This window comes from Mycobacterium florentinum, from assembly GCF_010730355.1.
Lineage (GTDB): Bacteria > Actinomycetota > Actinomycetes > Mycobacteriales > Mycobacteriaceae > Mycobacterium > Mycobacterium florentinum.
In genome coordinates this window covers 1,995,607-2,021,774 of record NZ_AP022576.1, presented here as the reverse complement: position 1 = coordinate 2,021,774, position 26,168 = coordinate 1,995,607, and the positions used below count along the sequence as shown (strand labels likewise).

23 protein-coding genes are annotated in these 26,168 nt (G+C 65.7%); 11 read left to right on the top strand and 12 right to left on the bottom strand.

Translation table 11 applies throughout. From position 1 onward, the window contains the following. Nucleotides 1-879 (bottom strand): hypothetical protein, encoded by an 879-nt coding sequence (locus tag G6N55_RS09395; protein WP_085227020.1) that lies wholly within the window; start codon nucleotides 877-879, stop codon nucleotides 1-3. A 68-nt stretch (nucleotides 880-947) separates the two neighbouring features. Continuing rightward, entirely contained in the window at nucleotides 948-2,726 is a 1,779-nt protein-coding gene (locus G6N55_RS09390; protein ID WP_085225955.1) for an NAD-binding protein, read from the bottom strand. Between G6N55_RS09390 and G6N55_RS09385 the strand changes: the two genes are divergently transcribed. Beyond that, entirely contained in the window at nucleotides 2,703-3,017 is a 315-nt protein-coding gene (locus G6N55_RS09385) for a hypothetical protein (protein ID WP_139827046.1), read from the top strand. The two genes, G6N55_RS09390 and G6N55_RS09385, sit on opposite strands and share 24 nt — an antisense overlap. 47 nt (nucleotides 3,018-3,064) lie before the next feature. Continuing rightward, nucleotides 3,065-4,501 carry a type I glutamate--ammonia ligase gene (gene glnA, locus G6N55_RS09380; protein WP_085225957.1) on the top strand — a complete coding sequence of 479 codons (1,437 nt, stop codon included), beginning with the start codon at nucleotides 3,065-3,067 and terminating at the stop codon, nucleotides 4,499-4,501. Between the two features lies 1 nt (nucleotide 4,502). Here glnA and G6N55_RS09375 read toward each other — a convergent pair whose 3' ends face one another. Genes G6N55_RS09375 through G6N55_RS09360 form a run of 4 tightly spaced genes read right to left on the bottom strand, consistent with a single transcriptional unit; the run spans nucleotide 4,503 to nucleotide 8,485 of the window. Continuing rightward, a complete protein-coding gene (locus G6N55_RS09375; protein WP_232078955.1) occupies nucleotides 4,503-6,224 on the bottom strand; it encodes an ABC transporter ATP-binding protein/permease in 1,722 nt (573 codons plus the stop codon). 8 nt (nucleotides 6,225-6,232) lie between these two features. Next, nucleotides 6,233-7,141: a phosphatidate cytidylyltransferase gene (locus G6N55_RS09370; RefSeq protein ID WP_085225961.1), complete on the bottom strand. Its 909-nt coding sequence runs from the start codon at nucleotides 7,139-7,141 to the stop codon at nucleotides 6,233-6,235. A gap of 1 nt (nucleotide 7,142) precedes the next feature. Continuing rightward, entirely contained in the window at nucleotides 7,143-7,778 is a 636-nt protein-coding gene (locus G6N55_RS09365; RefSeq protein ID WP_085225963.1) for a lysophospholipid acyltransferase family protein, read from the bottom strand. Then, complete coding sequence (locus G6N55_RS09360; RefSeq protein WP_085225965.1) at nucleotides 7,775-8,485, bottom strand: CDP-alcohol phosphatidyltransferase family protein; 711 nt, start codon at nucleotides 8,483-8,485, stop codon at nucleotides 7,775-7,777. The genes G6N55_RS09365 and G6N55_RS09360 overlap by 4 nt, the downstream gene beginning before the upstream one ends. A 146-nt stretch (nucleotides 8,486-8,631) precedes the next feature. Here G6N55_RS09360 and G6N55_RS09355 point away from each other — a divergent pair, with 146 nt between their 5' ends. Further along, nucleotides 8,632-8,961 carry a DUF732 domain-containing protein gene (locus tag G6N55_RS09355; protein WP_085225967.1) on the top strand — a complete coding sequence of 110 codons (330 nt, stop codon included), beginning with the start codon at nucleotides 8,632-8,634 and terminating at the stop codon, nucleotides 8,959-8,961. On the opposite strand, the gene G6N55_RS09350 is transcribed toward G6N55_RS09355, so the two are convergent. Further along, the gene (locus G6N55_RS09350) at nucleotides 8,953-10,260 is read right to left on the bottom strand and encodes a cytochrome P450 (RefSeq protein ID WP_372517567.1); all 1,308 of its coding nucleotides are present in this window, start codon (nucleotides 10,258-10,260) and stop codon (nucleotides 8,953-8,955) included. The two genes, G6N55_RS09355 and G6N55_RS09350, sit on opposite strands and share 9 nt — an antisense overlap. Nucleotides 10,261-10,401: 141 nt before the next feature. On the opposite strand from G6N55_RS09350, the gene trhA reads away from it, so the two are divergent. Further along, entirely contained in the window at nucleotides 10,402-11,076 is a 675-nt protein-coding gene (trhA, locus tag G6N55_RS09345; RefSeq protein WP_085225971.1) for a PAQR family membrane homeostasis protein TrhA, read from the top strand. A gap of 156 nt (nucleotides 11,077-11,232) precedes the next feature. Here trhA and G6N55_RS09340 read toward each other — a convergent pair whose 3' ends face one another. Together G6N55_RS09340 and G6N55_RS09335 are read right to left on the bottom strand one after the other, a co-directional pair. Beyond that, a complete protein-coding gene (locus tag G6N55_RS09340; protein ID WP_232078954.1) occupies nucleotides 11,233-11,856 on the bottom strand; it encodes a DUF732 domain-containing protein in 624 nt (207 codons plus the stop codon). A 39-nt stretch (nucleotides 11,857-11,895) separates the two neighbouring features. Further along, the gene (locus G6N55_RS09335) at nucleotides 11,896-14,781 is read right to left on the bottom strand and encodes an MMPL/RND family transporter (RefSeq protein WP_085225975.1); all 2,886 of its coding nucleotides are present in this window, start codon (nucleotides 14,779-14,781) and stop codon (nucleotides 11,896-11,898) included. A gap of 374 nt (nucleotides 14,782-15,155) precedes the next feature. Here G6N55_RS09335 and G6N55_RS09330 point away from each other — a divergent pair, with 374 nt between their 5' ends. Beyond that, nucleotides 15,156-17,438 carry an SDR family oxidoreductase gene (locus G6N55_RS09330; RefSeq protein ID WP_085225977.1) on the top strand — a complete coding sequence of 761 codons (2,283 nt, stop codon included), beginning with the start codon at nucleotides 15,156-15,158 and terminating at the stop codon, nucleotides 17,436-17,438. 20 nt (nucleotides 17,439-17,458) lie between these two features. Further along, entirely contained in the window at nucleotides 17,459-17,854 is a 396-nt protein-coding gene (locus G6N55_RS09325) for a DUF4267 domain-containing protein (RefSeq protein ID WP_085225979.1), read from the top strand. Here G6N55_RS09325 and G6N55_RS09320 read toward each other — a convergent pair. After that, the gene (locus tag G6N55_RS09320) at nucleotides 17,826-19,343 is read right to left on the bottom strand and encodes a flavin-containing monooxygenase (RefSeq protein WP_085225981.1); all 1,518 of its coding nucleotides are present in this window, start codon (nucleotides 19,341-19,343) and stop codon (nucleotides 17,826-17,828) included. The two genes, G6N55_RS09325 and G6N55_RS09320, sit on opposite strands and share 29 nt — an antisense overlap. A 105-nt stretch (nucleotides 19,344-19,448) precedes the next feature. Between G6N55_RS09320 and G6N55_RS09315 the strand changes: the two genes are divergently transcribed. Further along, on the top strand, nucleotides 19,449-20,276 hold the full coding sequence (locus tag G6N55_RS09315; protein ID WP_085225983.1) for an LLM class F420-dependent oxidoreductase: 828 nt from the start codon (nucleotides 19,449-19,451) through the stop codon (nucleotides 20,274-20,276). 2 nt (nucleotides 20,277-20,278) lie between these two features. On the opposite strand, the gene G6N55_RS09310 is transcribed toward G6N55_RS09315, so the two are convergent. Together G6N55_RS09310 and G6N55_RS09305 are read right to left on the bottom strand one after the other, a co-directional pair. Beyond that, complete coding sequence (locus tag G6N55_RS09310) at nucleotides 20,279-21,742, bottom strand: protein adenylyltransferase SelO (protein ID WP_085225985.1); 1,464 nt, start codon at nucleotides 21,740-21,742, stop codon at nucleotides 20,279-20,281. A gap of 36 nt (nucleotides 21,743-21,778) precedes the next feature. Further along, nucleotides 21,779-23,026 (bottom strand): HNH endonuclease, encoded by a 1,248-nt coding sequence (locus G6N55_RS09305; protein ID WP_085225988.1) that lies wholly within the window; start codon nucleotides 23,024-23,026, stop codon nucleotides 21,779-21,781. 149 nt (nucleotides 23,027-23,175) lie between these two features. Here G6N55_RS09305 and G6N55_RS09300 point away from each other — a divergent pair, with 149 nt between their 5' ends. The 4 genes from G6N55_RS09300 to G6N55_RS09285 are packed head-to-tail and all read left to right on the top strand — an operon-like array spanning nucleotide 23,176 to nucleotide 26,150. Next, nucleotides 23,176-23,508: a DUF488 domain-containing protein gene (locus G6N55_RS09300; RefSeq protein WP_085225990.1), complete on the top strand. Its 333-nt coding sequence runs from the start codon at nucleotides 23,176-23,178 to the stop codon at nucleotides 23,506-23,508. Between the two features lie 24 nt (nucleotides 23,509-23,532). After that, nucleotides 23,533-24,405: an LLM class F420-dependent oxidoreductase gene (locus G6N55_RS09295; RefSeq protein ID WP_085225992.1), complete on the top strand. Its 873-nt coding sequence runs from the start codon at nucleotides 23,533-23,535 to the stop codon at nucleotides 24,403-24,405. 34 nt (nucleotides 24,406-24,439) lie between these two features. Further along, nucleotides 24,440-25,066 (top strand): GNAT family N-acetyltransferase, encoded by a 627-nt coding sequence (locus tag G6N55_RS09290; protein WP_085225994.1) that lies wholly within the window; start codon nucleotides 24,440-24,442, stop codon nucleotides 25,064-25,066. Between the two features lie 25 nt (nucleotides 25,067-25,091). After that, nucleotides 25,092-26,150 (top strand): hypothetical protein, encoded by a 1,059-nt coding sequence (locus tag G6N55_RS09285; RefSeq protein WP_139827047.1) that lies wholly within the window; start codon nucleotides 25,092-25,094, stop codon nucleotides 26,148-26,150. Nucleotides 26,151-26,168: the final 18 nt, after the last annotated feature.

Here is a 26,168-nt window from a genome sequence, read left to right as displayed (position 1 = left end):
TCAGGCCGGGACGATCCGACGCGCGGCACGGGCCAGTCGCGACGGCGTGAACCGCCAGACTTCGGCGTCTTCGACATCCCACGCATACGTGGGCGTGTTACCCGCCAGCAGGTCGCGAAGCCCCGGGCGACCCAGCTCGTCCGAGGACCACTCGTAGAGGCGGCCCCATCTGGGCTGGATGACCCCGACGTCGAGCAAGTGGCCGAAGCCGTGCTCGAGCGCGATGTACGTTTCGACGTCATCGCCCAGCGGATAGCGGTCCGGGAGGATGCGCGAAAGCGACAAGAAGATCCCGGTCATGCCCAAGCGGGGGTCGCCGAGGGGGCGCGCAAACGGGGCAAGCCAGCCCATGGCCAGGTGTGGCGCGGCCACCAGGGCATGGGCGTAGAGCACCCGGATGAGGACGACGTTGATGAAGAACCGTTCCACCCGCGTTTCCTGACGGGCTAGCGCCTCGTTGGCCAAATAGCCCGCGGCGATCGAGGCGTTGTGCGCGCGATACCAGTTGCGTGCGGTTGGTTGTCGGATGAATTCGAGGTGAGTGCTGACCGCGGGCGAACTGGGCTCGCCCCGATGCCCGAATGCGAAAGCCCGGGCCTCCGCCGTGTCGTGCAACAGGGTCTCGTTCACGGCCCGCCACCATGGGCTGCCCGGGCACGAGTCGTCGTGGGGGTTGAGCAGCCCACGACGCAGCTGCCATCCCATGAACGCCGATGCCGCGCGCCGGTAGGGCAAGTAGCCCCGATCCACACCGCGCGGAACTTCGTAGAGCCGGCGCAGCAGCGCCAGCCGCGCCGCCGGGTCGCTGCGGGCGGCGGCAACCAGCGAATCCGCGTGTTCGGCAGCCGAAAGCGACGCACTTGCATCGTCAAAGGGCATGTCCATACGCCTCCACCGGCACCGTCGACCATCCGACTATATTTGCGCCGCGACCAGCGCAGCGCGACTCAAGCCTCCAGGTCGGGCGCCCATCGCGGCGGGCGCGCGTCCGGCCGGTGCGCCGAACGTGCCGCGGCCAGCGTCATTGCGCGCTCACCGTTGACGGCGGTCAGCGGCGGGGGCTGGCCCTTGCGCAGTGTCGCGATCAACTCGCGGTACGGGCCGATGACGTAGACGGTGTCGCCGGCCTTCAGCAGGGCGTCGCGGCGGGGGCGCAGCCGAACAGGCCCTTCCGGTCGAGTGATCGCGATGACCCGCACCTGGGTGGACAAGTCGACCATCCGCAGGCCATCGAGCTCGCTGCCCGCCGCCACGAGCATTCCGCCGACCATGAAGGAGCGCTGCCCAACCCAAAACGTGCCCAGCACCTGCAGGCCCATCGCCGCGCCGATGAACCACGGGGCCGCCAGGTCGACGATCGACCGCACGTTTTCAAAACCGAACCGCCGATTCACGGCGGTGCCCAGCGCGCGGCCTTGAACGCGCATGACGATCGGCACCTTGGTGTCGGATCCCAAGATCTCCAGCAAGACGATCCCGGTCTCGATGTTTTCCATGTCATCCTGGGTCACCACCGCCACTCCGCGGGCGCGATCGACACGGGCCGATTCCAGCGTCTGGCGCATCGCCGAATCTCCGAAAATCACCGGCACGTCCAGCTCGGCCACGGTAGACAGAAAACGGTTGTTCACGTTCGGCTCGATGACGAGGACGTCGTATCCGGCGGTCGTCAGATCGCTGACGACGCGGACGCCAATCGAGCCCAGCCCGATCACGACGATGTGGTCGCGCATATGGCGTGCCCGGCGCAGCCCGGCCGTCTGGACGAAGCGGCGGGACAGCATCAGGTCGGCGAGAAACGCGACGAGGATGGCGGTGACGATCGCACCACCGAACATCAGCCCGACGTTGAACAGTCGCAGGAATAGGGACTCCTGGCCGAAACCGAATTCGCCGTAGCCCACGGTCGTGATCGTCTCGGAGGTGAAGTACAGCGCATCGATCCACGACATCCGCTGATGCTGATAGGCGAAGTGTTCCACGGCAGTGGAGCCGAGAGTGAGGAACAGCGCGAAGGCCAACGAGGGGAAAAGCAGCGGGTTCACGTCGTCGCGCATGGCGCGCGCGGCATCGATGGCGCGCCGCACCCGGGAGTGACGCGAGCGCGTCGCGGTCGCGGGGGGCACCGTGATCCCGCGGGCTTCCAATTCGTCTTTGACGCCGATCATCGAGGTCCAGTCGCCGGCGTAGACCTGCAGATCCCGTCCGGGGCATGGCACCACCTCGCCGGGGGCGGGTGAGTTCTTGCCGTGGACCACCGCCACCGGAGCCAGGTCGGCGTAGATCTCGCGCAGCGTCGCGTTATAAGGCGCCTCGGATCCCCAGACGACGAATTCGATACCGGCTGTGTCGAACTGATGCGCGTTACGCGACAGCACTGCCTCGACGAGGGATGGTGCCGCGAGGTCGGCGACGTCCAAGATCGCGCCGGGGCCGTTGACCGAGGTCACCGCTTCGCGTAGCACGTCGTTGGCCAGACGTGCCACCACGCGGACATCCGGACTGTATTCCCGTGCCAGTAACGCGATTTCGAGGTTCACCGCGTCATTGGGTCCAGCGCAGACGACGGCGCGCGCGCGATGGACCCCGGCGCCCAGAAGATCGGCGGCGGTGTTGATCTTGATGATCCGCGCACCCGCACCCCTTAGTTCCTCGGCGATCGTCTTCGACAGCGGGTCGTCGCCGCTGACGATGATTTCGCGATGGAATTGAAAGAGCTCGCCCATTTTGTGCTGTCGATTCGTCCGCTCGTCGCCAAGGTCGATCGCGACAAACTAATCGATGTCGAGCTGCCGAACGTGCTCCGGCTGTTCGCCATTCGGCTGCGACTTCGTGTGGTGCGCCATGAATACTCCGACCTCTGCTGCCACCAGCGTCCGCTGGCTCATATGACTATCGGACACAATGCCGAAACATGCCACCGGAAGGAGTCCGGCAAAAGAAGTCAACGGCGATGTCCCGCAAGTCTTTTTGAGGTGCAACAGGTTCGACTTGAGCTCGTCACGCGGACGAAATAGTCGAGGCGTAGAAAGCGCTGTCGCGCTATAACGCAAAGGAGCATTCATTGTCCGAAAAGACACCCGACGACATCTTCAGGCTCGCGAAAGATGAGCACGTTGAGTATGTCGACGTTCGCTTCTGTGACCTGCCAGGCACCATGCAGCACTTCACAATTCCGATATACGCCTTCGACGAGAACGTCTTCGAGGAGGGCTTGGCGTTCGACGGCTCGTCGATTCGCGGGTTCCAGTCGATCCACGAGTCCGACATGTTGCTGCTTCCCGATCCGGAGACCGCGACGATCGATCCGTTCCGGGCCCGCAAGACGCTCAACGTGAACTTCTTCGTGCACGACCCCTTCACGTTCGAGTTGTACTCGCGCGACCCCCGCAACGTCGCCCGCAAGGCCGAGAATTACCTGATCAGCTCGGGCATCGCGGACACCGCGTACTTCGGCCCGGAGGCCGAGTTCTACATCTTCGACTCGGTCAGCTTCGACTCGCGCACCAACGGCTCCTTCTACAAGGTGGACGCGACATCCGGGTGGTGGAACACCGGAGAAGCGAACGAGTCCGACGGCAGCCCGAACCTCGGTTACAAGGTCCGTCCCAAGGGCGGGTACTTTCCGGTTGCCCCCACCGACCACTACGTGGACCTGCGCGATGACATTCTCACCCATCTGACCAACGCGGGCTTTCTTCTGGAGAAGGGTCACCATGAGGTCGGCAGTGGGGGCCAGGCCGAGATCAACTACAAGTTCAACACGTTGCTGCACGCGGCTGACGATCATCAGATGTTCAAATACATCGTCAAGCAAACCGCGTGGCAGGCCGGCAAAACCGTGACGTTCATGCCCAAGCCGTTGTTCGGTGACAACGGCTCCGGCATGCACTGCCACCAGTCGCTGTGGAAAGACGGCAACTCCTTGATGTATGACGAGACCGGGTACGCCGGGCTGTCGGACACCGCCCGACACTACATCGGTGGCCTGCTGTACCACGCGCCGTCGCTGCTGGCGTTCACCAACCCGACGGTGAACTCGTATAAGCGTCTGGTCCCGGGTTATGAGGCGCCGATCAACCTGGTCTACAGCCAGCGCAACCGCTCGGCGTGCGTGCGCATCCCGATCACCGGCACCAACCCGAAGACCAAGCGGCTGGAATTCCGTTCTCCCGACTCGTCGGGCAACCCCTACCTCTCGTTCGCGGCCATGCTGATGGCCGGCCTGGACGGCATCAAGAACAAGATCGAGCCACCACCGCCGGTCGACAAGGACCTCTACGAGCTGCCGCCCGAGGAGGCCGCGGAGATCCCGCAGGCACCCACCCAGCTGGCGGCGGTGATCGACCGGTTGGAGCAGGACAGTGAATACCTCACTGAGGGAGGCGTTTTCACGCCCGACTTGATCGAGACGTGGATCAACTTCAAGCGCGACTACGAGCTCGCGCCTTTTAACCTGCGGCCGACCCCGTACGAGTTCGAGCTCTACTACGACGTCTAGATCAGCCACGCATTTTGGTGCGCGTTTTCCACCACGCGACACCGGCGAAGACCACGGCGAGCACTCCCAACATGCTCATGTCGAAGAACCATGACGACGCCGAGTGCTGCCAGTGGGGATCTTTCGCGATTCCCACCACGAGGTGAGTCAGATCTGCCGTCGACGCGGTGGCCGCGAAGCCCCATCGCCCGGGGGTGAACCAGGCGAGGGTCTCGAACAGCGGCCGGTCCGTCACCGGGATGAACCCACCCGCGAGCACCAGCTGCGCCATCAGCGTCATCGCCAGCAGCACAATGACCTGATCGCTGGTGCGCGCCAACGCCGAAATCGCCAGCCCCGCAACCATCGCCACCGCACACGTCGCCGCTACGCCAACGAACAGCTCGAACATCGGGCTGCCCAGTGCCGCAGCCCCCGACGGCCCCGGCTTACCGATCCCGGGCGCCGTGACGATCAGAACCAGGATCGCCGACTGCATCATCGCGACTCCACCAAACACCACGAGCTTCGCCAGAAGGTATGCGGCGGTAGATAATCCGGCCGCGTGCTCGCGATGAAAGATCGCGCGCTCACCGACAAGGTCGCGTGCGGTGAGCGTGATGCCCATCAGGATTGCGGCGAAGCTCGTCAACGCAATGACATGCTTGGCTTCCAGCGGCACGGAGGCATCCGCCTGGCCGAGTCCGGCGTGACCGGCCACGGTCAGCGGCAGCAGCCCGACGATGAACGGCAGTACGGCGAGGAATGCGAAGTAACCGCGGTTGGCGATAAGGAGCCGGACTTGGCGGCGGGCAAGCGTTGACAGCTGGCGCCATCGGCCGGCCCGTGCGGGTTCGCCCGGCTCCGCGGGCAGATCGCAGATGACCTGCATCGCCGTGAGTTCAGCCTGCGATCCGACGTCTTGCATGAAGCGCCGTTGAATGCCGTCGGGATCGGCGCAGACGATGCCGAAAATGTCGGCCCAGTCGCGGGCTCCGATGGCCGATCCGATCTCTCCCGGGCGACCGCAGAATGCGGTCTTGCCGCCGGGGGCCAGCAGCAGTACCTGGTCGCACACATCGAGGAACGTCAACGAATGCGTCACCACCACGATCATCCGACCCGCGTCGGCGAGCCGGCGCAGCATTGTCATGACGGCGCGGTCCAGCGCGGGATCCAGCCCCGTCGTGGGTTCGTCGAGCACCAGCAGCGAGGGATGTGTCAACAGCTCCAAGGCAATTGACACCCGCTTGCGCTGCCCGCCCGACAACTTTTCGATGCGGGTCGCGGTGTGGGGTGTCAGCTCGAGCTCCTCGAGCACCGAGGCGATTACCTGACCGCGATCGCCGGCGCCGGTGTCGGCGGGCATCCGCAGTTCCGCGGCGAATTCCAGCGCCTGCCTGACGGTCAACCGAGGGTGCACCACGTCGTCCTGCGGCACCATCCCGATCCGGTTGCGCCACGACGCGTACGACGCGGTGTGCAGGTCGCGCCCGTCCAATGCCACCACACCGCTGGTCGGACGTGCGGCTCCGGTGATCACTTTGGCAAGCGTGGACTTGCCCGCACCCGAAGGGCCGATCACCGCCGTCAACGTGCCGGGACGTGCGGTGAACGAAATACGGTCCAGTGCAACAATATTGCGCTCGAGAGTAAGACTCACGTCGCGAACGTCGAGACCGCCGATCGTGATGGCCCGCGGGAGGCGGCCGGCGATCGTGGGCACCAGAGAATAGGTCATCATGTGAGTCCTCATCCGAATAGATAGGCCAGGGGGAGTACCAGTAGCAACGAGTCGATCCGATCGAGCAGACCTCCGAAGCCCGGCAGCCAGCAGCCGGCGTCCTTGACCTGGGCTTGGCGCTTCAGCATGGACTCCAGCAGGTCGCCGAAAAGGCCACCGATGGAGACGGCGACGAGCAGTCCGATCGAAATAGTGCCCAGCAGCGAGAGGATGACGAACGCCCCGATGATCGCGCCGACCATCCCGCCGACCGTCTTGTTGGGGCTCAACGGCGACAACGGCTGACGCGCCCACGCCATGCGGCGCAACCCCTTTCCGCCACACCAGGCGGCGACGTCGGTGGCGGCGACGGCGAAGCAGAGTAAGTACGCGTCCGGCCACACCATGACGAGGTGTGCAAGCGACCAGCAGATCCACACAGATCCGAACCCGGCGAAAGCAGTGCGCTTGGCGCCGTGCTCAACGTCGCCGTCGAGCACCGAGGGCGCCGCGCACAGCAGCACGGCGACGGGCGCGAGCTGCAACAGCGACGGGCGCAACCAGGCGGCGAGCGGGTAGAGCACCGCCAGCGCCACCAGCACACAGGTATCCAGTCGGCGCACCCGCACCAATCGCGCGTATTCGGTCACCGCGACGACGGCCAGTGCCGCCGCCAGCGCGGCGGTGGTGCCGTGGCCGAGCCACACCGGGAGGCCGACCACGGGTGCGATCAGCGCCCAGGTGCGCCACTTCTGGATCAGCTCCCGCTTGCGCGCGACGAGAACGACGATGCCAGCCAGGGCCAGGATCGCCACCGTGACCCACAGCAGAAACACGGCCCGGGAGTAGACGTGGATGTGCAGTGGACCCAGATCGACGTTGAGCGGCATCCGCCGATCGCGGTGGACGAACGACAGGTAGTTCTCGACGATCGTCATCTCAGGACGCGAGTGCGTAGCGGTCGGTGGCATCGGCCTCCGAATGCCCGCCCAAGGCCAGCACGTGCGCCCGCAATTGAGGGCCCGACGTGGTGTGCGGGTCGAGGGGGGCGCCCAGGTGGACGCGCATCGGGGCGGGGGAGTAGCGGCCGTCCTTCGGCAGCACGTCGGCGGTTCCGGCGATCGCGACGGGAACGATCGGTACGCCGCAATCGCGCGCCAGTCGCAGTGCACCGGATCGGAACTCGCCGATGGTGCCGTCGGTCGATCGGGTCCCCTCGGGGTAGATGACGACGGTGCGTCCGGCCTTCAGGGCCGGGCCCGCCGCGGCGAGCAGCGCGGCATAGGTGCCGTCACCGGATCGGCGCACCGGCAGGACGCCGATAAGCGAGGTCGCGACGACGCGCCGCGCGGGCACGGCGAACCAATAGTCGGCCGCCGCGCCGATCACCGGCCGAGTGGCCGGCGGCAGCGCCGCCAGCAGTACCGCGGAGTCGGCATGCGAGCTGTGATTGGCCACGACCACGCAACCACCCGCGGTGCGCCAGCGTCCGCTCACAGTCAGCCCACCCGACGCGGCGCACACGGTCCGCCAGAGCCAGTGCCGAAGCACGCTCGGCATCCGGTTCGCGGTCATGCTGCCACTGCCGTGAGGGGTTGCGTGACGAGGTTCAGCGGTTGGGTGATCGTGCTGATCGGCTGCGTTACCGCGTCGAAGTGCTCCACCAAGACGACGCGCTGAGCTCTCAGCTCGCGGCGCGCCGCCCGCAGTCGCAGCACCGTGGTGATCAGTGAACCGTTCACCAGCTGCGCCAGCAGCACGGGCATGATGACCGGAAAGGCGGTGGCCAGCACCACGAACAGGCAACGCTCGGTCTTGCCCAGCGGGCCACCGTTGCGTCGCGTTGCGCCCGCGGCCGCCGCGGCCAGCGACGCGAACGTCGGAAGCGTCGCGGCGAGCGCGGCGACAAGCACCTGCAACACCAGCCAGGACAGCCAGTGCAGTCCGGCTCCGTACTGCCGGGCCGCCCAGACCGCCAGGCCGGCGAAGGCGAGCAGATCCGCCGCGCGGTCACCGATCTCGTTGACGACGAACCCCCAGGGCCGGCTCACGCCACGGGCGCGGGCGACCGCGCCGTCGAGGTTGGCCCCGGCCAGCCGGAGCACCATGAACAGCGCGGCGAGCGGCCACCATCCGAACGCGACCGCCACCCCGGCCCCAGCGGCCGCGGTCACGCCGGCAGCGGTGAACACATCCGGGGAGACCCGCCGCGCCACTGCGGCGTCGACGATGGGTGTCAAACGCTTGGTGAACCATGGCTTGAGCGCGTAGAGGCTGGTCACGGAGGGGCTCCTTTCGTTGTCCCGATTTGTTGCACATTCGCTGCTTGGGTGGCCTTGCGATTGCGATGAGTACATCGGGCGGCCGCGACTACCGATCCCAAAAACGTCGACGAGACAGCGGCGCCGGCCTATAGGAAGATGAAGCGATGCGAGGGGTTGTCGTTTTTGCGAGTTTTGCTGCTGTCATCGCCGTTGCCGCACCGGCACAGGCTGATCCGAGTCCGGATACGAACTTTTTGACCGAGCTGAAGAACGCCGGCATCACCTATCAGACGCCGAGCGTCGCCATCGGGGTCGGCAAGAGCGAATGCAAACTGATGGATGAAGGCATGCCCGAGACCGAGGTCATCAAGGACCTGGAGGAGAGCAACCCCGCATTCAAGGGGGACAGCCCGGTCCAGTTCACCACGATCGCGGTGAACGCCTACTGCCCCCAACACGCAGGGGAACTGACTCCGCCGCCGGCGTCATCGTAGGTCGACGGACTGCGCGTCTCCCCGCAATTCGACCGGTAGGCGTTTATATCCGTGCAAGGTGACCAGCCCGAGTGGTTCGGGCTGGTCGCGCAGGCTCAGGCCGGGGAATCGTTCGAATAGGGTGCGCAGGGCGATGGCGCCCTCGATCCGCGCCAACGCCGCGCCGAGGCAACCGTGGATGCCCGATCCGAATGCCACGTGGTCTCGAGCATTGGATCGGGTGATGTCGAACCGGCCGGGGTCGCTGAATACGCGTGGATCGCGGTTGGCGCCGCCCATCAACAGCACGAACATCGAGCCGGCGCGGATGTGCTCCCCAGCGACTTCGGCGTCGCGGCGCGCGGTGCGCACGAGCATCTGCACGGGGCTTTCGAATCGCAGAATCTCTTCGACCGCCGCCGGCCAGAGGTCTGGGTCGTCGCGTAGTAGTGCCAGCTGCTGGGGATGCTGCAGCAGCAGGACGATTCCGTTGCCGATCAGATTCACCGTCGTCTCGAACCCGGCGCCGACCAGAAGTGCTGCGTTGGCGGCGAATTCGCGATGGGTCAGCTCGCCGCCGGCGGCCACGCGGCCGAATGGATCGTCATGCGAGTCACCGTCACGCGCCCGTTCGATGAATTGGGCGGCGTAGCGGTCGACATCGCGTAGCTGCTCGACAGCGTGGCGAAACGTCTTCCAGTTGGTACCGAAATCCAAGAGCGGGGCCAAGCCATAGCCCCACTCGCGCACCTGCGGGCGCGCGTCGGTTGGCAACCCCAGGATCTCGGTGATCACAGCGACCGGCAGTTCGGTGGCGAAGTCGGCGACCAGGTCGGGTCGCGGGTTGTGTTCCAAACGATCGAGCAGTTCGGCCGTGATTTCTTCGACCCGAGTACCGAGCTTGTCGATGGCGCGTGGCGTGAAGCTCTGGGCGAACAAGCGCCGATACCGGGTGTGATCCGGGGGATTCGACATCACCATCGCCGGACGCTCCACCGGATTGGGCAGGCCGGGATCCGTTCGTTCCAGTAATGCCGGAAAAGGTTGGGGGAGAGGGGCATTTACGATGTTAGTAACCCCGAACCGGTCGTCGCGCAACACCGTCCGGCAGATTTCGTGGTCGGCGCTCACCCACACAAACGGCCGCCGCACCAGGCGGCCCTGTTGCCTGATGTCCTCGACCAGGCGATAGCTCTCGCCTCCGCGGGCCCGGCCCAGCAGAAACCGGGCCAGGGGTTGTCCGCGGCGAGCCTGCACCGCCAAGAACGCGCGCGGCGCACCGTACCTGGCCATCCAGCGAAACCAGATGCTCGTCCGGATAGCGATCCTCCTTGGGCGCGGCCGTGACGTCGTGGCCGGAACATATCACCGGTCCTCGCGTCACGCGCGTACAGGTAATTCATAGGCGCGACACAACCATTGCCCACGCTACGGCAGGACGATGAAATTCGTGGGGGGACAATGAGTTATCAAAGCGATTCGGCGGTCCTGGCGAGGCCGCGGCTGCGCGGCTGGATCCACGTCTATTGCGCCGTATGCGCATTCATTGCGGGTACCGTGCTGGCGGCGGCGTCGTGGGCGCTGGAATCCAAGCGGGCCGGGCACTCGACGCTGACATACACCTTGTCGATTGTGGCGATGTTCGCCGTCAGCGCTATTTACCACCGCGTCTATTGGGAGTCGGTGACCGCCCGAAAGTGGATGCGACGGCTCGACCACTCGATGATCTTTTTGTTCATCGCCGGCAGCTACACACCGTTCGCAAGGCTGGATATGCCGCGCGGGACCGGGTACGTGGTGCTCGCGATCGTGTGGGGTGGCGCGGCGGCCGGAATTGCGCTGACCCTGTTTTGGCCGTCGGCGCCGCGGTGGCTCGGGGTTGTGCTGTACCTGCTACTCGGCTGGGTTGCGATCTGGTACAGCCCGCTGATCCTGCACAACGCCGGCGTGGCCGCGACCGTCTTGCTGGCCGTCGGCGGCGCGCTGTACAGCATCGGCGCGGTGTTCTACGGGTTGCGCCGGCCCGACCCGTGGCCGAGGACGTTCGGCTATCACGAGTTGTTCCATGCGTGCACCGCGATCGCGGCGCTCTGCCAATACATCGCGATGTGGTTCGCCGTCTTCGGGCGGGCGTAGATCACACCCGCCACATCGGCGTCGTGAACCTGACGCCACATGGTTTGGAATTTCGATGGCGCATACGGTGTCGCATTTCAGAAGTGTTCTAGTTCAACCGTTTTGGTGCCGATGCGGCCGGTGTGATCAGTTGCCCATACGGCGTCCACGTCCCGCCTAGGGCCCGCTGCCAACGAGGTTGCTGTTCTGCGGGCAGTAGGCGTGGACCGAGATGGTCACGTACGACTCGGCATGGCTGCCGAGCGCGGGGTTGCTCGCCCGGAAATCCGCGATTATCTGCTGCACCGTCATGCCCAGACGGATGTTCTCGCACACCATCTTGCCGTTGTAGATCGCGGCATCCGGATCGGCGAAGGAGATGCCCTGGTCGTTGAGATCCTGAACGTATTTCTTGTCCTGACCCGGCGTCGACACAATCGACGACGGGGCGGCCGTCGCCGCCGTTCCTGGAGCCGGGGCCGCCTTGGAGGTGGGTGTCGCGGTGGTTGCGAGCGCCGCCGCCTTGGGATGGGTGGTCAACAGTGAACGCCCGAGGACTATCGCACCGGCGATCACGAGCCCGGCCGCGAGCAGGGCGGCAGCGGTGCGCCAGGTGGCGCGCCACGATTGGCGCGGGTTCGCCGCGTCGCTCGGCGCATCGACGTCGTCGTCGCGCGACCACGCGAAACCGGCGGAGTTCGCCGACGTGGCCGCCTCGGGTTCCGCGGCAGTGGGCGCGGCGACGGTCTCGCTACCGTCGAGCCCGACAGTCTTGTCGGTAGCTGGTACCGGCTCGGACATGTCGGCCATGGTACGGGCCGCGAACGACTGCTTGGGGTGTTAGTCGGGCGCCCGGGTGCCGAGCAGGGCACGCACCAGCGGACGGGACCCCTCGGACCGAAGCAGGTAACTGGCCGGACGCGGCCGCACCTTCAACGGCCACCAGAACCAGCGTCGCAGCAGCGCGGCGATGGATGGCGTCATGAACGCGCGCACGATCAAGGTGTCGAACAGCAGGCCCAGACCGATCGTGGTCCCGATTTGCCCGATCACCGTCAGATCGCTGACCACCATCGAGGCCATGGTCACGGCGAATACCAGGCCGGCGGCCGTGACGACCTTTCCGGTACCGCCCATCGCCCGAATAATGCCCGTGTTGATACCGGCGCCGAGCTCTTCCTTCATTCGCGAGACGAGCAGCAGGTTGTAGTCGGATCCCACCGCCAACAGGATGATGACGGACATCGGCAACACGAGCCATTCCAGCCCGAGCCCGATGATGTGCTGCCAGAGCAGTACGGACAATCCGATGGACGCCCCCAGCGACGTGACGACCGTTCCCACAATCACCATCGCGGCCACAAAACTTCGGGTGATCATCAGCATGATCGCGAAAATAAGGCAGAGGGAAGCGATTCCGGCGATCATCAGGTCGTACCGGGAGCCGTCTTGCAGGTCTTTGTACGTCGCCGAGACGCCGCCGACGTAAATGCTGGCGCTTTCCAGCGGTGTCGACTTGAGCGCCTCCTCGGCCGCGGTCTTGATCGCCTGGACGCGCGCAATACCTTCGGGAGTTGCGGGATCACCCCTATCCGAAATGGTCATGCGCGCCGCTTTGCCGTCCGGCGACATGAACAGTCCCATGACGCGCTCGAAGGTGGGGTTCTTGAAAATCTCCGGCGGCAGGTAGAACGTGTCGTCGTTTTTCGCTGCGTCGAACGCCTCGCCCATCTCGGTGGAGATATTGCCCTGCGAGTCGGCCTGACCGATGATGCCGGTCATCGTCGAATGCATGGTCAGCATCATGTTGCGCATGCTCTTCATGGTTTCGATCTGAATCGGCAGCTCGGCGGCCAGTTTCGGCATCAGCACGTCGATCTTGTCGATGTTGATGACCAGTTCGCCCAGCTTGTCGTTGATCGCGTCGATGCCGTCGAACGAATCGAAAAGCGATCTGATCGCAAAGCAGACGGGAATGTCGTAGCAGTGCTTTTCCCAGTAGAAGTAGCTGCGGATCGGTCTGAGGAAGTCTTCGAAGTTAGAAATCTGATCTCGTAGCTCGCCGGTGATTTGCTGAACTTCGTGCGTCCTGCCGGCCAGGTCATGGGTCACGGCGTTGAGCTCAAGAATCAGGTGATACAGCGTTGTCGTGATTCTGATCGTTTTGTTCAGCTCGTCGGCCTGCACGAGCATGTCGTTCATGCGAGCTTTTTGATATTCGAGGTTCACCAATTGGCTTGCGTTCATGACGCCGAACCGGAACGGAATCGTCGTGTGCGCCATCGCGGTTCCCGCCGGTCGGGTGACGGATTGCACCCGGGATACGCCCGGAACCGAGAGAACGCCCTTGGCCAGGCGTTCCAAGACCAGAAAATCTGAAGGGTTGCGCATGTCGTGATCGGCCTCGATCAACACGAACTCGGGCAACATCCGGCCCAGTGGGAAGTGTCGAATTGCGGCCGCGTAGCCCTGGTTGGTCGGCAGGTCTTCGGGCAGATACACCCGGTCGTGGTAGTTCGTCGTATATCCCGGCAGGGCGAGCAGGCCCACCAGAGTGACCGCGCACGCCGCGGCGAAAATGGGTCCCGGCCACCGGACGACCGCCGTGCCGATCCTGCGCCAACGACGATCCGTGATCTTTCGCCGGGGCTCCAACAAACCGACTCGGCCACCGATGGCGAGAACGGCCGGGACGAGCGTGAGCGCAATCGCCACCGCAACCAGCATGCCCACCGCACAGGGGATACCGATCGTCTGGAAATAGGGCATCCGGGTGAAGCTGAGGCAGAAAACCGATCCGGCGATCGTCAAACCGGACGCCAAGACAACCTTGGCGGTGCTGCGGTACGTCGTGAAATAGGCCGTTGCCGGATCTTCGCCGGCCTGGCGTGCCTCTTGATAGCGGCCGACGAAAAAGATTCCGTAGTCGGTTCCCGCCGCGAGCGCGAGAGTGATCAGCAGATTGACGGCGAAAGTAGAAAGACTGATGGCGCCGATATCCCCAAGGAACGCGACGATTTGGCGCGCCACCTGCAGTTCTATTCCGACCATCAGCAGCAGCAGAATGACGGTGGTAAGCGACCGGTAGACGAGCAGCAGCATGATGAAGATCACCGCGAGGCTCACCAGCGTGACCTTGAGGATTGTCTTCTGACCGCTGTGATTCAGGTCCGAAATGAGCGGCGCCGGGCCGGTGACATAGACCTTGAGCCCGGCCGGGGGAGGAATCCGATCCACGATGTGGCGCACGGCGTCGGCTGACTCATTCGCCAGGCTCGTGCCCTGGTTGCCGGCAAGCTTGAGCTGCACGTACGCGGCTTTACCGTCCTCGCTTTGCGCGCCGCTCGCCGTGACCGGATTTCCCCACAGGTCTTGAATGTGCTGGATATGGTCCGGATCGCTTTCCAATTGTTTGAGCAATTGGTTGTAGTAGTGGTGGGCATCGTCGCGCAGGGGCTGCTGGCTTTCCAGGACGATCATCGCCAAGGCGTCGGAATTGGATTCCTTGAAGTCTTTACCCAAGCGCTGCATGGCCTGGATCGACGGCGCATCCTTCGGGCTCAGCGAGACCGAACGCTCCTGCTCGACCTTCTCGAGCGAGGGGATGGCCATCGTCACGATCACGGTGAGGGCCAGCCACGCCAAGATGATGGGCACAGACAATTGATGGATCGTCCGTGCGACAAAGGGCGTGCGACGTTGGTCGTCCACGCGTGGATCGCTCATACGGCCCTCAGCCAGCAGTAGTTGTCGGCGTGCACGTCCGCCGTGATCCTCATGGACCACGCCGTCCTCCCCGGTGCGCCAGCAGCTGCTGTCACTATTTCTCGTCTCCTCTGGTGGTGCAGTCAGCCTGCCGTGAGAGCAGGTGATGTCCAGGCAACGCTTCCAAAGTCTCTCATTGATGAATCGGCGGCGACGAGAAACCTATTACAGCCGACGGTAGCGGACAGGCCTTGCTCAGCCGCGCTACCGCGTTGAACTGCGGTAATGGGATCCAATATCCATACCAGATGGCGGCACCTCTGCTGGGCAAGTAAGTTCGCGAGGGGGCTATTCGGGCAGTTTCGGCGCGACGTTTCGCGCGAGGACGGGTGTCAATGCACTGGGCGATCACCGGCGCGACCGGGTTTCTCGGGATTCATATCCTGGGGGAACTCCTTCGGGGCGACGAGACGTTCACCCTGCTTACCCGGCCGCAGTCGGACCCAATCGCCCGCATCGGCAAGGCCCTCCCACTGGCGGTCACCGATGGGCAGGTGTGGACGGAGGACGAGCTGCGCCAACGGCTCGCCGTCGTGCCGGTGGACCTCTCCGCGCCCAAATTGGGGCTATCGGATGACCGATTCCGGGAACTCGCGGACAGCGCCGATGCCATCTTGCACTGCGCCGGCAGCATCGAGCTGGACGCCGACCTCGCCGACCTGCGCCGCACCAACGTCGGCGGGACCACTCGCATCCTCGAACTCGCCGAGGCCGGATCGCGCCAGCCCGATCTTTTCCATGTGTCCACCGCCTTCGTCGCCGGCAAGCGCCGCTCGGGTCTGATCTGCGAGACCGAGTTGGGAGACGACGAAGGCTTCGAGAACAACTACGAGCAGTCCAAGTTCGAGTCCGAGTCGCTGGTGCGGGACTGGGCGTGGCGCACCGGGCGCCGGGTCGTCGTGCTGCGGCCGAGCGCCCTGATCGTCGATCGCCCGCCGCATCCGGACTTCCCGCTGCACCCGCTTTCCTTTCTGTCCACGTCCGCGGACAGCGGCATGCGCCTGTTCTCGGTCTCCGGGCGGCCGATGCGCACCAAAATGTCGATCAGACTCAGCGGCGATCACAACGGCCATCTGAACTACATGCCGGCCGACGAAGCCGCCGACGAGATGGTCCGCCTGATGCGGCTGGCTCCCGATGGCCTGAGCACCTACCACGTCGTGCACCACCACGACGTCGCGGTACAGACGCTGGTGGACCTCTTCAACGCGCTCTCGCCGATCCCCTTGACGCTGGTCGAGGGCCCGATCGAGGACCCCAATCTGCTGGAACGACGACTGCGGTGGGCCAGTGGATTTTTCCCGTACCTGGGGCACAGCCGCACGTACGACACGACCGGTACGCGAGCGATCATCGGCGAGCCACATCGCCAGACCATCGTCGACTTCGACTACCTGCTGGGCAGCGTGGGCCGCTACAAGCGCTACCTCACGTTCAAACCCGAGAAGCACGAACCCCGGGAGTCGGCGTCGGCGGTCGCGCCCCTGGTCCCCGTCGGCGGTCCATTCGACGTCACCGCGCACGGCGCTGACGCGGCGCACCCGATTCGAGGGCTGACATTCATCGTCACGGTGGGGCGAAGCGGATCGACCGCGCTGTCGCGAATCCTCACCGCTCACCCAGATGTGCTCAGCCTCAACGAGTTCTACCTATCGGTGCGCGCATCGTCGGCGGCCGACCACGTACTGTCGGGCGAACAATTCTGGCGGATGCTGGCCGAGCCGCACCCGATCTTCGACTCCATGGTCCGGGGTGGTTCGGCCATGCCGGAGTTCATCTATCCGCGGCTGCAGGGCATTCGATTCGACGCGAACACGACCGGGATCCCCGCGATTTCGATGATGACGCTGCCGCATCTGTCGTCGGACCCCGACGGAGTATTCGATGCCCTTGCCGCGGAGGTTCCGTCGTGGCCGGAGCAAACGTCGCGGCTACACTATGGGCGGCTCTTCGCCTGGCTCGCAAGGCATTTCGGCGGGACCGTGGTGGTGGAGCGGTCCGCGATGTCGTTGAGCAGTGTCCCGTGGCTACGTGAGACATTCCCCGATGCAAAGTTCGTGCACCTGTTCCGCAACGGCCCGGACACCGCGGTCTCGATGAGCGAACACACCGGATTTCGCCTGATGGCACTGATTCAAGACGCGCTGGAGCTGCTGGATCTCGACCCGGAGCGCCGACACCCCGGCCTGCGGCTGGATCCGACGGCGATACCGATCGAGCTCGCGTCGCTGGTCGGTGACACCTGCGAGGTCGACACCCTGATGGGCCAGAACCTGCCCATCACGCGCTTTGCCCGGATGTGGAGCGAGCTGATCGTCACCGGCGAATCCGAGCTCGCCGACTTGCCCGCGGACCGTTACCTTCCGCTGTCCTACGCGGGCCTGGTCGCCGACACCCGTTCGTCGCTGGTGCAGCTGGCGGGTTTCCTGGGTGTCGAAGCGGACGCGAAGTGGCTTGAATTCGGCACCAGCGTTATCGACCCGAAGTTCACCGGCGCCTCCGCTCGGCTGTCCGCGGACGAGCTACAGGCGGTCGTGGAAAGCTGCGCTCCCGGCGCGGCCCGCCTTGCCAAACACGCCGTCGGCGCGGGAGCGGACGGGGTTACCGCGGCCCGGTGAGGCAGGGATAGGCTGCGGCCATGCCGATCGACCGTGCCGCGCTTGTCGCGGGCAGTATCCGACTCGCTTCTGGTGTCCATTTTCTCGTCGATCCCCTCGGTGCGAACAAGCTGTGGGGCGACCCGGGGGAGCCGACCCCGACGGCACGACTGCTGCTGCGATCGATGGGATACCGCGATGCGTTGATCGGCGGGCTGCTCGCCTCGGCGGCGCTGCGCGGCAAGAACACTCGCGGCTGGTTCCTCGCGTCCGGCGGGGCCGACGCGGCTGACCTGTTGGGTGGGCTGAGTGTCCACCGCGAGCTCAGGCGGTCACAACAGCTGATCGGCCTGGGCGGCGCCGTCATCGGTATCGGCGTCGGGTTGTGGGGCGCGGCGCGGCGCGGGCCTAAAGCAGCGGCGACGCCGACGGCCTGAGGCCCCGGTCGGCGGCTTGGACCCGCGACCATTGGCTCGCTTCGCGTTCGGTCATGTCGTTTGACGTGATCGCTCCGAAGCGGGCGGCATCGCGGGCGAACCGCTCGGCCGCATCTGGCAAGGCATCCGGGCCCTCGAGCCGGAAGCAACTCGGCGCCAGGGGGCCGAACAGTAGGGCGCGGCGCAGCCGCGGCCAGTTGCCCAGGCGGGGCTCGACCCCGGCGGCGCGGGCGAAGGTCAGCGCCGCGAGGTCCATTCGGGTTTTCTGCGATGTTCCTCGATTGGCGCGATACGCATCGATCGCCGACCGTTGGTCGTTCGCACCGATTGCCGGGATCGTGGCGCCCCACGTGTACGCGACCCATCTGGCCTGAAGTTCCAGCGGCACAAAGTATCCGCCGGACTGGTCCCACAGGCCGATGAATGCCAGGCCCGGCAGGTCGGGGTGAAAGGTGTAGCGGTCGGCGTTCATATGCACCGTGTCGAGGTCGAGGATCGCCCGGATATCGTCACTCAGGAAGGGCAGACACAGCTGGTAGCCGGTGCCGAAGACGATCCCGTCGAACTCCTCGGCCTGCCCGTCGGCGAACGTCACGATTGGGCCTGCAACGGATTTCATCCAGGGGCGCACCGAGATTCGGCCCTCGGCCACCAGTGGTAGATAGTGCTGACTGAGCGTCACGCCGGCGGTGGACAACAAGGGGTGGGGTGCGGGCGCGCCGTACTGATCCGGGCTGCCCGCGGCGCCGACGACGATCTCCTTGAGCATCTGGTCGACTTCGGCGGCGGCCAGATGCTCGGTGGCCAAGGCGCCGTACCGGGTGTAGAGCCGGTGGTCGGAGGGAACGCCGGCGGCGAACTTCGGCGCGATATAGCGCTGCCGCTGCTGGGTCACGACGACGCGCGCCGCGCCGAGCTCGGCGACCTCAGACGCGATTTCCAGGGCGCTGATCGCACAGCCGGCGACGAGCACTCGCTTGCCGCGATACGTCGATCCGTCCCGGTAGTGATAGGTGGAGATGACGCCAACGGGGCCGGAGAAGGTCTCGAGCCCCGGCACGGCAGGGATGGCGGGGGCATGAAATCGACCGCTGGCCACCACAATTCGTTCAAAGCGCTCGTCGGCGCCGGCGTGAGTGACAACCCAGCCGGCTGGATCCTTCTTGATCAGTTCGACCCGGGTACCGAGCCGGATGCGCGGCGTCAGGCCGAACGTGTCTGCGTAGCGGTGCAAATAGTCGAGGACCTCGCGGTTGGACAAGTAGACATGGTCCGTCGTGTGATCGAGGTCGCTGAAGGCTGTGACGGTGCGACTGCTGTTGGTGTGCATGCTCGGCCACACGCCGCTGCGACCATCCAGACCCGCCCATTGCCCACCCAGCATGGGGGCCTGCTCGAAGATGGTCGGCTCAAGTCCCTGGTGTAACAGCCAGCGCGCGGCGACCAGTCCGCCTGGCCCGGCGCCGATTACCGCGACGTTATTCGTCATCGGTCAAACTGTCGCACGACTTCGGCCCACCTGGGATCTGATCCGGTGACACGCGAGCGTCGATGCGGTTGACTGGTGAGGAGTCAATCGGGGAAGGGAGCAACGGTGGGTATCGGTGTCCTGACTTTTGTCACCGACGAGGGAATCGGTCCCGTCGAGCTTGCCGGTGCGCTCGAGGAGCGGGGGTTCGAATCGCTGTTTTTGGCCGAGCACTCGCACATCCCGGTCGATACGAAAACCCCCTACCCGAGCGGCGGCCCGATTCCGCCGAAGTACTACCGCACGCTGGATCCATTCGTGGCGCTGACGGCGGCGGCGGCCGTGACCCAAAATCTACTGTTGGGCACCGGTATCGCGCTGGTGGTGCAGCGCGACCCGATTCACACGGCCAAAGAAGTCGCATCGCTGGATGTGGTGTCGCGGGGGCGGTTTCGCTTCGGCGTGGGCGTCGGATGGTTGCGCGAGGAAATAACGAACCACGGTGTGAATCCCGCGGTCAGGGGGCGAGTGGTCGACGAACGGCTCGACGCGATGATGCAGATCTGGACGCAGGAGAAGGCGGAATTCCACGGGGAATTTGTCGACTTCGATCCGATCTACAGCTGGCCCAAGCCGGTGCAGCAACCGTATCCACCGCTCTACCTGGGCGGGGGACCGGCGGGTTTCAAGCGCATCGCCCGGCTCCATGCCGGCTGGCTCTCGATGACGCCGTCGGTACAGGAGCTGTCGCCTCAGCTCGAGCAATTGCGTGAGGTGGCCGGTCCGGAGGTGCCTTCGATCAACTTCCATGGCGGCGAACCGACGGCGAAAGAACTTCAGGGCTATCTCGATTTCGGCGCCGAGCATATCTTGGTGGATCTGCCGACCGAGCCCCGAGACGAGACGCTTCGCTATTTGGACGGGCTGCAGGCCGAGTTCGCGAAGTTGGCGTAAGGCTAAGTGCCGCAGAAGGTTTGGTACGTGCCGAAATCTTCGGGGGCCGGACTCGCGTAGCGCTCGAAACCCGGCCGTTCGTCGTAGGGCGCGCTCACCGCCTCCAGCAGCTGCCGCACCGGGCCCAGATCGCCTGCCGTCGCGGCGGTCAGGGCCTCCTCGACCAGGTGGTTACGCGGAATGTAGATCGGGTTGGAGCGATCCATCGATGCGGCGTCGGGGCCCAACGCGCGCCAGCGCGACATCCACTCGTCGAAGCCGGCGAGGTTGACGAAGCCGCCGCGCGCGGGTTCGGCGTCGCCCCGGGCCGCCCGGCCGAGGTGGCGGAAGAACGAGGTGTAGTCGACGTGGCTTTCCTTGAGCAGGCGCAGCAACTCGTCGATCAACGACGTGAGCGCCCCGGCGTCGACGTCGGCGGGTAGCCCGAGCTTGGCGCGCATGCCGGACGACCAGGTGGCGTCGTATTCGGTCTGGAATACGCCGAACGCCTGCTCGGCGAACGCGATTCCCTCCTCGACGTTGTCGGCGAGCAGCGGAAGCAGCGCCTCGGCGAACCGGGCCAGATTCCACCCCGCGATGGCGGGCTGATTGCCGTACGCGTAGCGCCCCCACTGGTCGATCGAACTGAAGACCGTGTCCGGGTCGTAAGCCTCCATGAACGCGCAGGGGCCGTAGTCGATGGTTTCGCCGGAGATCGTGGTGTTGTCGGTGTTCATCACCCCATGGACGAATCCGATCAGCATCCATCGCGCGATCAGTGAGGCCTGGACGGCGACGACCGCTTCGAACAGTGCCCGGTAAGGATGTTCGGCCTGCGCCGCGCCGGGATGGTGGCGGGCGATCGCGTGGTCGGCGAGGCGCCGCAGCAAATCGACGTCGCGGGTCAGGGCGGCGTATTGGAAGCTGCCGACCCGTAGGTGACTGCTGGCGACCCGGACCAGCACGGCACCCGGCAGGACTGTGTCGCGCTGTATCGGCCGTCCGGTGCCGACCACGGCCAGCGAGCGTGTCGTCGGCACGTCCAGGGCGTGCATCGCTTCGCTGATCACATATTCGCGCAGCATCGGCCCTACCGCCGCGAGGCCATCGCCACCGCGGGCGAACGGAGTCGGGCCGGAGCCCTTGAGGTGTATGTCGCGAACGCGTCCGTGCTCGTCGGACAACTCACCGAGCAGCAGTGCCCGCCCGTCGCCCAACCGCGGGACAAGGCCGCCGAATTGATGCCCGGCATAGGCCTGCGCCACCGGAACCGCCCCGATGGGCAGCAGGTTGCCGACGAGAAAGCGCAGGCCGTCGTCGCTGCGCAACCACGCCGCGTCGAGGCCGAGCCCGGCGGCCACCGACTCGTTGAGAACGAGCAGCTGCGGGTCCGGGCTCGTCTCGGACTGCCAGCGGACACCCATCTCGGGCAGCTCGCGGGCGAAGCGGTCTTGCAGGGGGATGCTGACCTCCGATGCAACACTCATGTCGTCCAGACTACGGAGAGTTCGGTTCACCGCGACCTAGGCGGCGTGCCGGGCGAGTGCGATGCCGATTCGGGCTTCGAGGTTGCTGATTGTGATTGTGGGTGCCCGTGGTGGGGCTGTTGATCGGTAGGTGTGGCCTGTTGGGGTGGTGAATTCGGCTGTGTGGGTGTGGGTTTCGTCGATGTTGGTGGTGACCCGCCAGCCGTCGGCCTCTTTGGTGTAGTTGCAGCGCTCGCACGCGCCGAGACCGTTGGTTGCGGCGGTAGGTCCGCCAGCGGCCCATGGTTGGGCGTGGTCGCGGTGTCGGATCGGCGCGTCGCAGTACGGTGTGCGACAGCGTTGATCGCGCAACTCGATGAAGGCGGCCAGACCACGCGGGAAAAGCCGCGCCCGTGACTCCATCGCGACCAGCGCCCCGGACCGGGGATGGGCATAGAGCCTGCGCAGCGTCGCTCGGGAGCGCCGGTCGGTGACCGCGCGGGACACCATGGCGCGGGCCACCGCGCCCGGAATGGGACCGTAGCCGCAGATGTCGCCCGCCGTGGCGGCGCCACCGAGCAGCGTTTCGTCCGAAACGACCAGGTTGACCGCGATGGGCGCGGGCACCGCCGCGTCGCGCCCGGTGACCCGCTCAACCAGGGTGTCGGCCATCACCTGCCCGCGCGAGCGCCCGTCGCCGCGGGTATCAGCCTCGCGGCGCAGCGCCGCATACACCGACACTCCCTGCGCTACCGGCAACAACGCCGTCAGATATGTCATGGTGTCCGGGGCCGGGCGGATGGTGACCGTGCGGTCGTGCTCGGCCCTGGCGGCGCGTTCGACGACGGCATGCGGGTCCAGCCGGTAGGCGATCGCCTTGGCCGCGGCGGCCAGTCGCGCTTCGCCCATGCCGTGCAGACTCGTCGGGTCGGCGCACAACTCGGCATCCAACCTGCGACGGTCCTCAACGTCCAGACACGCGCTTTCGCGCACGATCACGGTGGCCCGCCACTCCGAGAGCGCGCCGCATTCCAGCGCCGCCAGCGTATGCGGCATCTCGTGCACCAAGGCTTTGGCAAAGCCCAGATGCCGCCCGCCCCGAGCGGGCGAATCCCGCCGCGCCAGCGCGATCTCGCCGCCCACCCCGCGCCCGCGTCGAGCGGCCGGCACACCCGCGGCCGCTTCGGCCTCTCGGCGTGCCGCGTCCAGGGCCGCAGCGGCCCGCGCCTGACCCGCCGCCGCCGCGGACTTGATCCGCTCGAGCTCCGCTATGCGCTCGATCAACGCCCGTTCATCATCGAACATATGTTCGAGTATAGCGGAATCCACTGACTCGAACACCGGCAAAGGCGCCGATTGTGGATAACCGGCATTGGCCACCCACGGGTGTGACGAAACCCGGGTAACGTCGGGTAGACGATGAGGCGCTGTTCGTGAAATCGCAGAGAATCCGGATGGCTCGGGTGTACGACGATGTCGATCCCGACGACGGCCAGCGCGTTCTGGTTGATCGCATCTGGCCGCGGGGAATTCGCAAGGACGACCCGCGGGTGGGCATCTGGTGCAAGGACGTTGCGCCGTCAAGAGAACTCCGCGAGTGGTACCACCACCGGCCGGAACGTTTCGACGAATTCGCGTCGCGTTACCGGGCGGAACTGAGCGACAACGCCGCGTTCGACGAGCTGCGCCAGCTCACCGAACGCGGGGTCGTGACCCTGGTGAGTGCCACCCGTGAACTGGACGGAAGCCACGCGGCGGTCCTGGCGAAGTTGCTCAGGGGCCGCTGAAACTCGGCGTGAGACGATCGTGCGATGCAGCTCGGATTGCATGCATTGGGGATCGGCGCCGGCGCCGACCGGGCGGTGATCGACGCCGTCGCCTCGTGCGCGGACGGATGCGGTTTTGCCACCCTGTGGGCGGGTGAGCACGTTGTCATGGTGGACCGCCCCGCCTCGCACTACCCGTATTCCGATGACGGGGTCATTGCCGTTCCGGCACAAGCGGATTGGCTTGATCCGATGGTTGCGCTGGCGTTCGCCGCGGCGGCGTCGTCGCGGATCACGATCGCGACGGGCGTTTTACTGCTGCCCGAGCACAATCCGGTGGTGGTGGCCAAGCAGGCCGCCAGCCTGGATCGATTGAGCGGCGGGCGCCTGACGCTGGGCGTGGGGGTCGGGTGGTCCAAAGAGGAGTTCGCCGCTCTCTCAGTGCCATTCGAGCATCGCGCGGCACGCACGGCCGAATACGTTGCGGCGATGCGAACATTGTGGCGCGACGACGTCGCCTCGTTCGACGGGAAGTTCGTCGGCTTTGATTCGATTCGGGTGAATCCCAAGCCGGTTCGCGATCGTCGCATCCCAATTATGTTGGGAGGCAACAGCGATTCGGCGCTGCGGCGGGTGGCAAGCTGGGGAGACGGCTGGTACGGATTCAACCTCGAGGATGTGGCGGCGGTGCGCGACTGCGTCGACAAGCTGGAACGTTGGTGCGCCGAGGGGGGTCGCGACCGTGCCGAGCTGCGGTTGGCTGTGGCGCTGCGCAATCCGCGTGAGGGCGACGTCGATGTGTTAGCCGAATTGGGCGTCGACGAACTGGTGCTGGTCGAGTCCCCGCCCGAGCGCTCGGACGCGGTCGCCGGCTGGGTTGCCGCGCTTGCCGATCGGTGGATCAGGAATCGCGGTTAGGCCTGCAACGATGGGGGTAGGCTGCGCGAAAGACATGACAGATTTTGAAGTGATCCTGCCCCGGCAACTGATCGACATCAGCGCCGAGGTCCGGGATGTCGCGCCGCCGCCGATACCGCAACTGCCCGAGCCGTACGGGTTGCGTCTCGCCGACCCGGACGCCGATGCCGAGATGATGTCCGCGTGGATGAATCGACCGCACTTGGCCGAATCATGGGAGTATCCCTGGCCGCCGGAGCGCTGGCGCCGCTACCTGCGTGCGCAACTCGACAGCAGTTTCTCCCGCCCCTTCGTGGCCAGCCTGGACGGGGTGGACCACGGATACCTCGAACTCTACAGGGCAGCAAAGGATTCCATCGCGACGAGATATGAGTACGACCCCTACGATTTGGGCCTGCACGTCGCGGTGGCCGATCTGGATTACCTGAGCCAGGGGCACGTCAGCTACCTGCTGCCGCACTTGTTGGTCAGCATCTTCAGCCTTGAACCGCGCTGTCGCCGAATCATGTTCGATCCCGACCACCGCAACGTCTTGGCGCGCAAGTTCTGCGAGCGAGGCGGCTGCGTATTCCTCGGCGAGCACGATATGTCAAACCGGCGGATGGCACTGTACGTTCTGCCCCGCACCCCCGACGACGTGCCCCGGGCCCGCCAGAGCTGAGCTGTCTCTGCGAAAGTGAGTAGCCATGTGGGCTCGGCTTGTAGTGGCGCCGTGGTGGGTCCTGTGGCTGGTGAATGCGGCAACGTTCACGGTCACGCTTTCGGTGATCTGTGGGCTGGGGCTCCCAGGCTTCGCGGCCTCCGGTTGGACCTGGCCGCTGCTGTCGGTGCTGGTGTTCAGCGTGATCGTCACCGCGTTGATGACGCGTGCCCGGCGCCCGATTCAGCAAAGCTATGCGCGCACCGTGACCGGACTGGACCTGGCGCAACGCTCGCAAGCCGTCAAGGCGCTGCGCCGCGGTGAGGTTCCCTCGGACCCCGCCGTGTTGGCGGCAGCCATCCGCCTCGGCGACCTTTCGATGGCCTACGGCCGCCGGGTGCCGGGGTGGCAGCGCAGGGCGGCATGGAGCGTGCCGGCCCTGTGGGTGGTGGCCGCGGTGCTCGAATTCGTCGGCAACAACGCGCGGGCCGGCCTGACCTGGTCCGCGTTGGCGTTGCTGATGGCGGCTCGAATGGCCTGGGCGATCCACAAAGCGCGTCCGTTACCGGCACGCCTCGAGCTGTTGCGCTCTGCGGCAAACGCCAGCCCGCAAGCGCTCGCGCTGCTGGCGCAGGCGAACGACTCCGTAGCCCCGCCGCCGGGTTTGCGGTATCGGATCGCTTTTGCCGTGGTTGTCATCGCGGCCGTGCTCGCGGGGGTTTTCGCGGTGTATCAGCGGGACCAGCCGAGCCGGGACTGCCGCACCGCCAACGCGGTCGTGGGCTTCATCCATGAGCACCCCGAGATGCTCGATGCCTCGTTGATCACTCCCGGCGGCCCCGGCCTGGACAAGTACCGGGACTGGTCGGATCAGCTCGTCGCCTATTCGCAGCAGGTGTCGGCGCCCGAACTTGCACCGCATCTGCACCGCATCGCCAAGATCGCCACAGATGCGGTAGCGCTGGTGACCGAGCTGCGACGCGACTCGTTCGCGCCCCCGTCCACCGATGACCTACTTACCCGGCAAGCCGTTTACCACACGATCATGGGCCAGCTGATCGACGAGGACAAAGCCCTGATCCCGCCGTGTCATCCGCATCGTTGAGAGGTTGCACCCGAACGG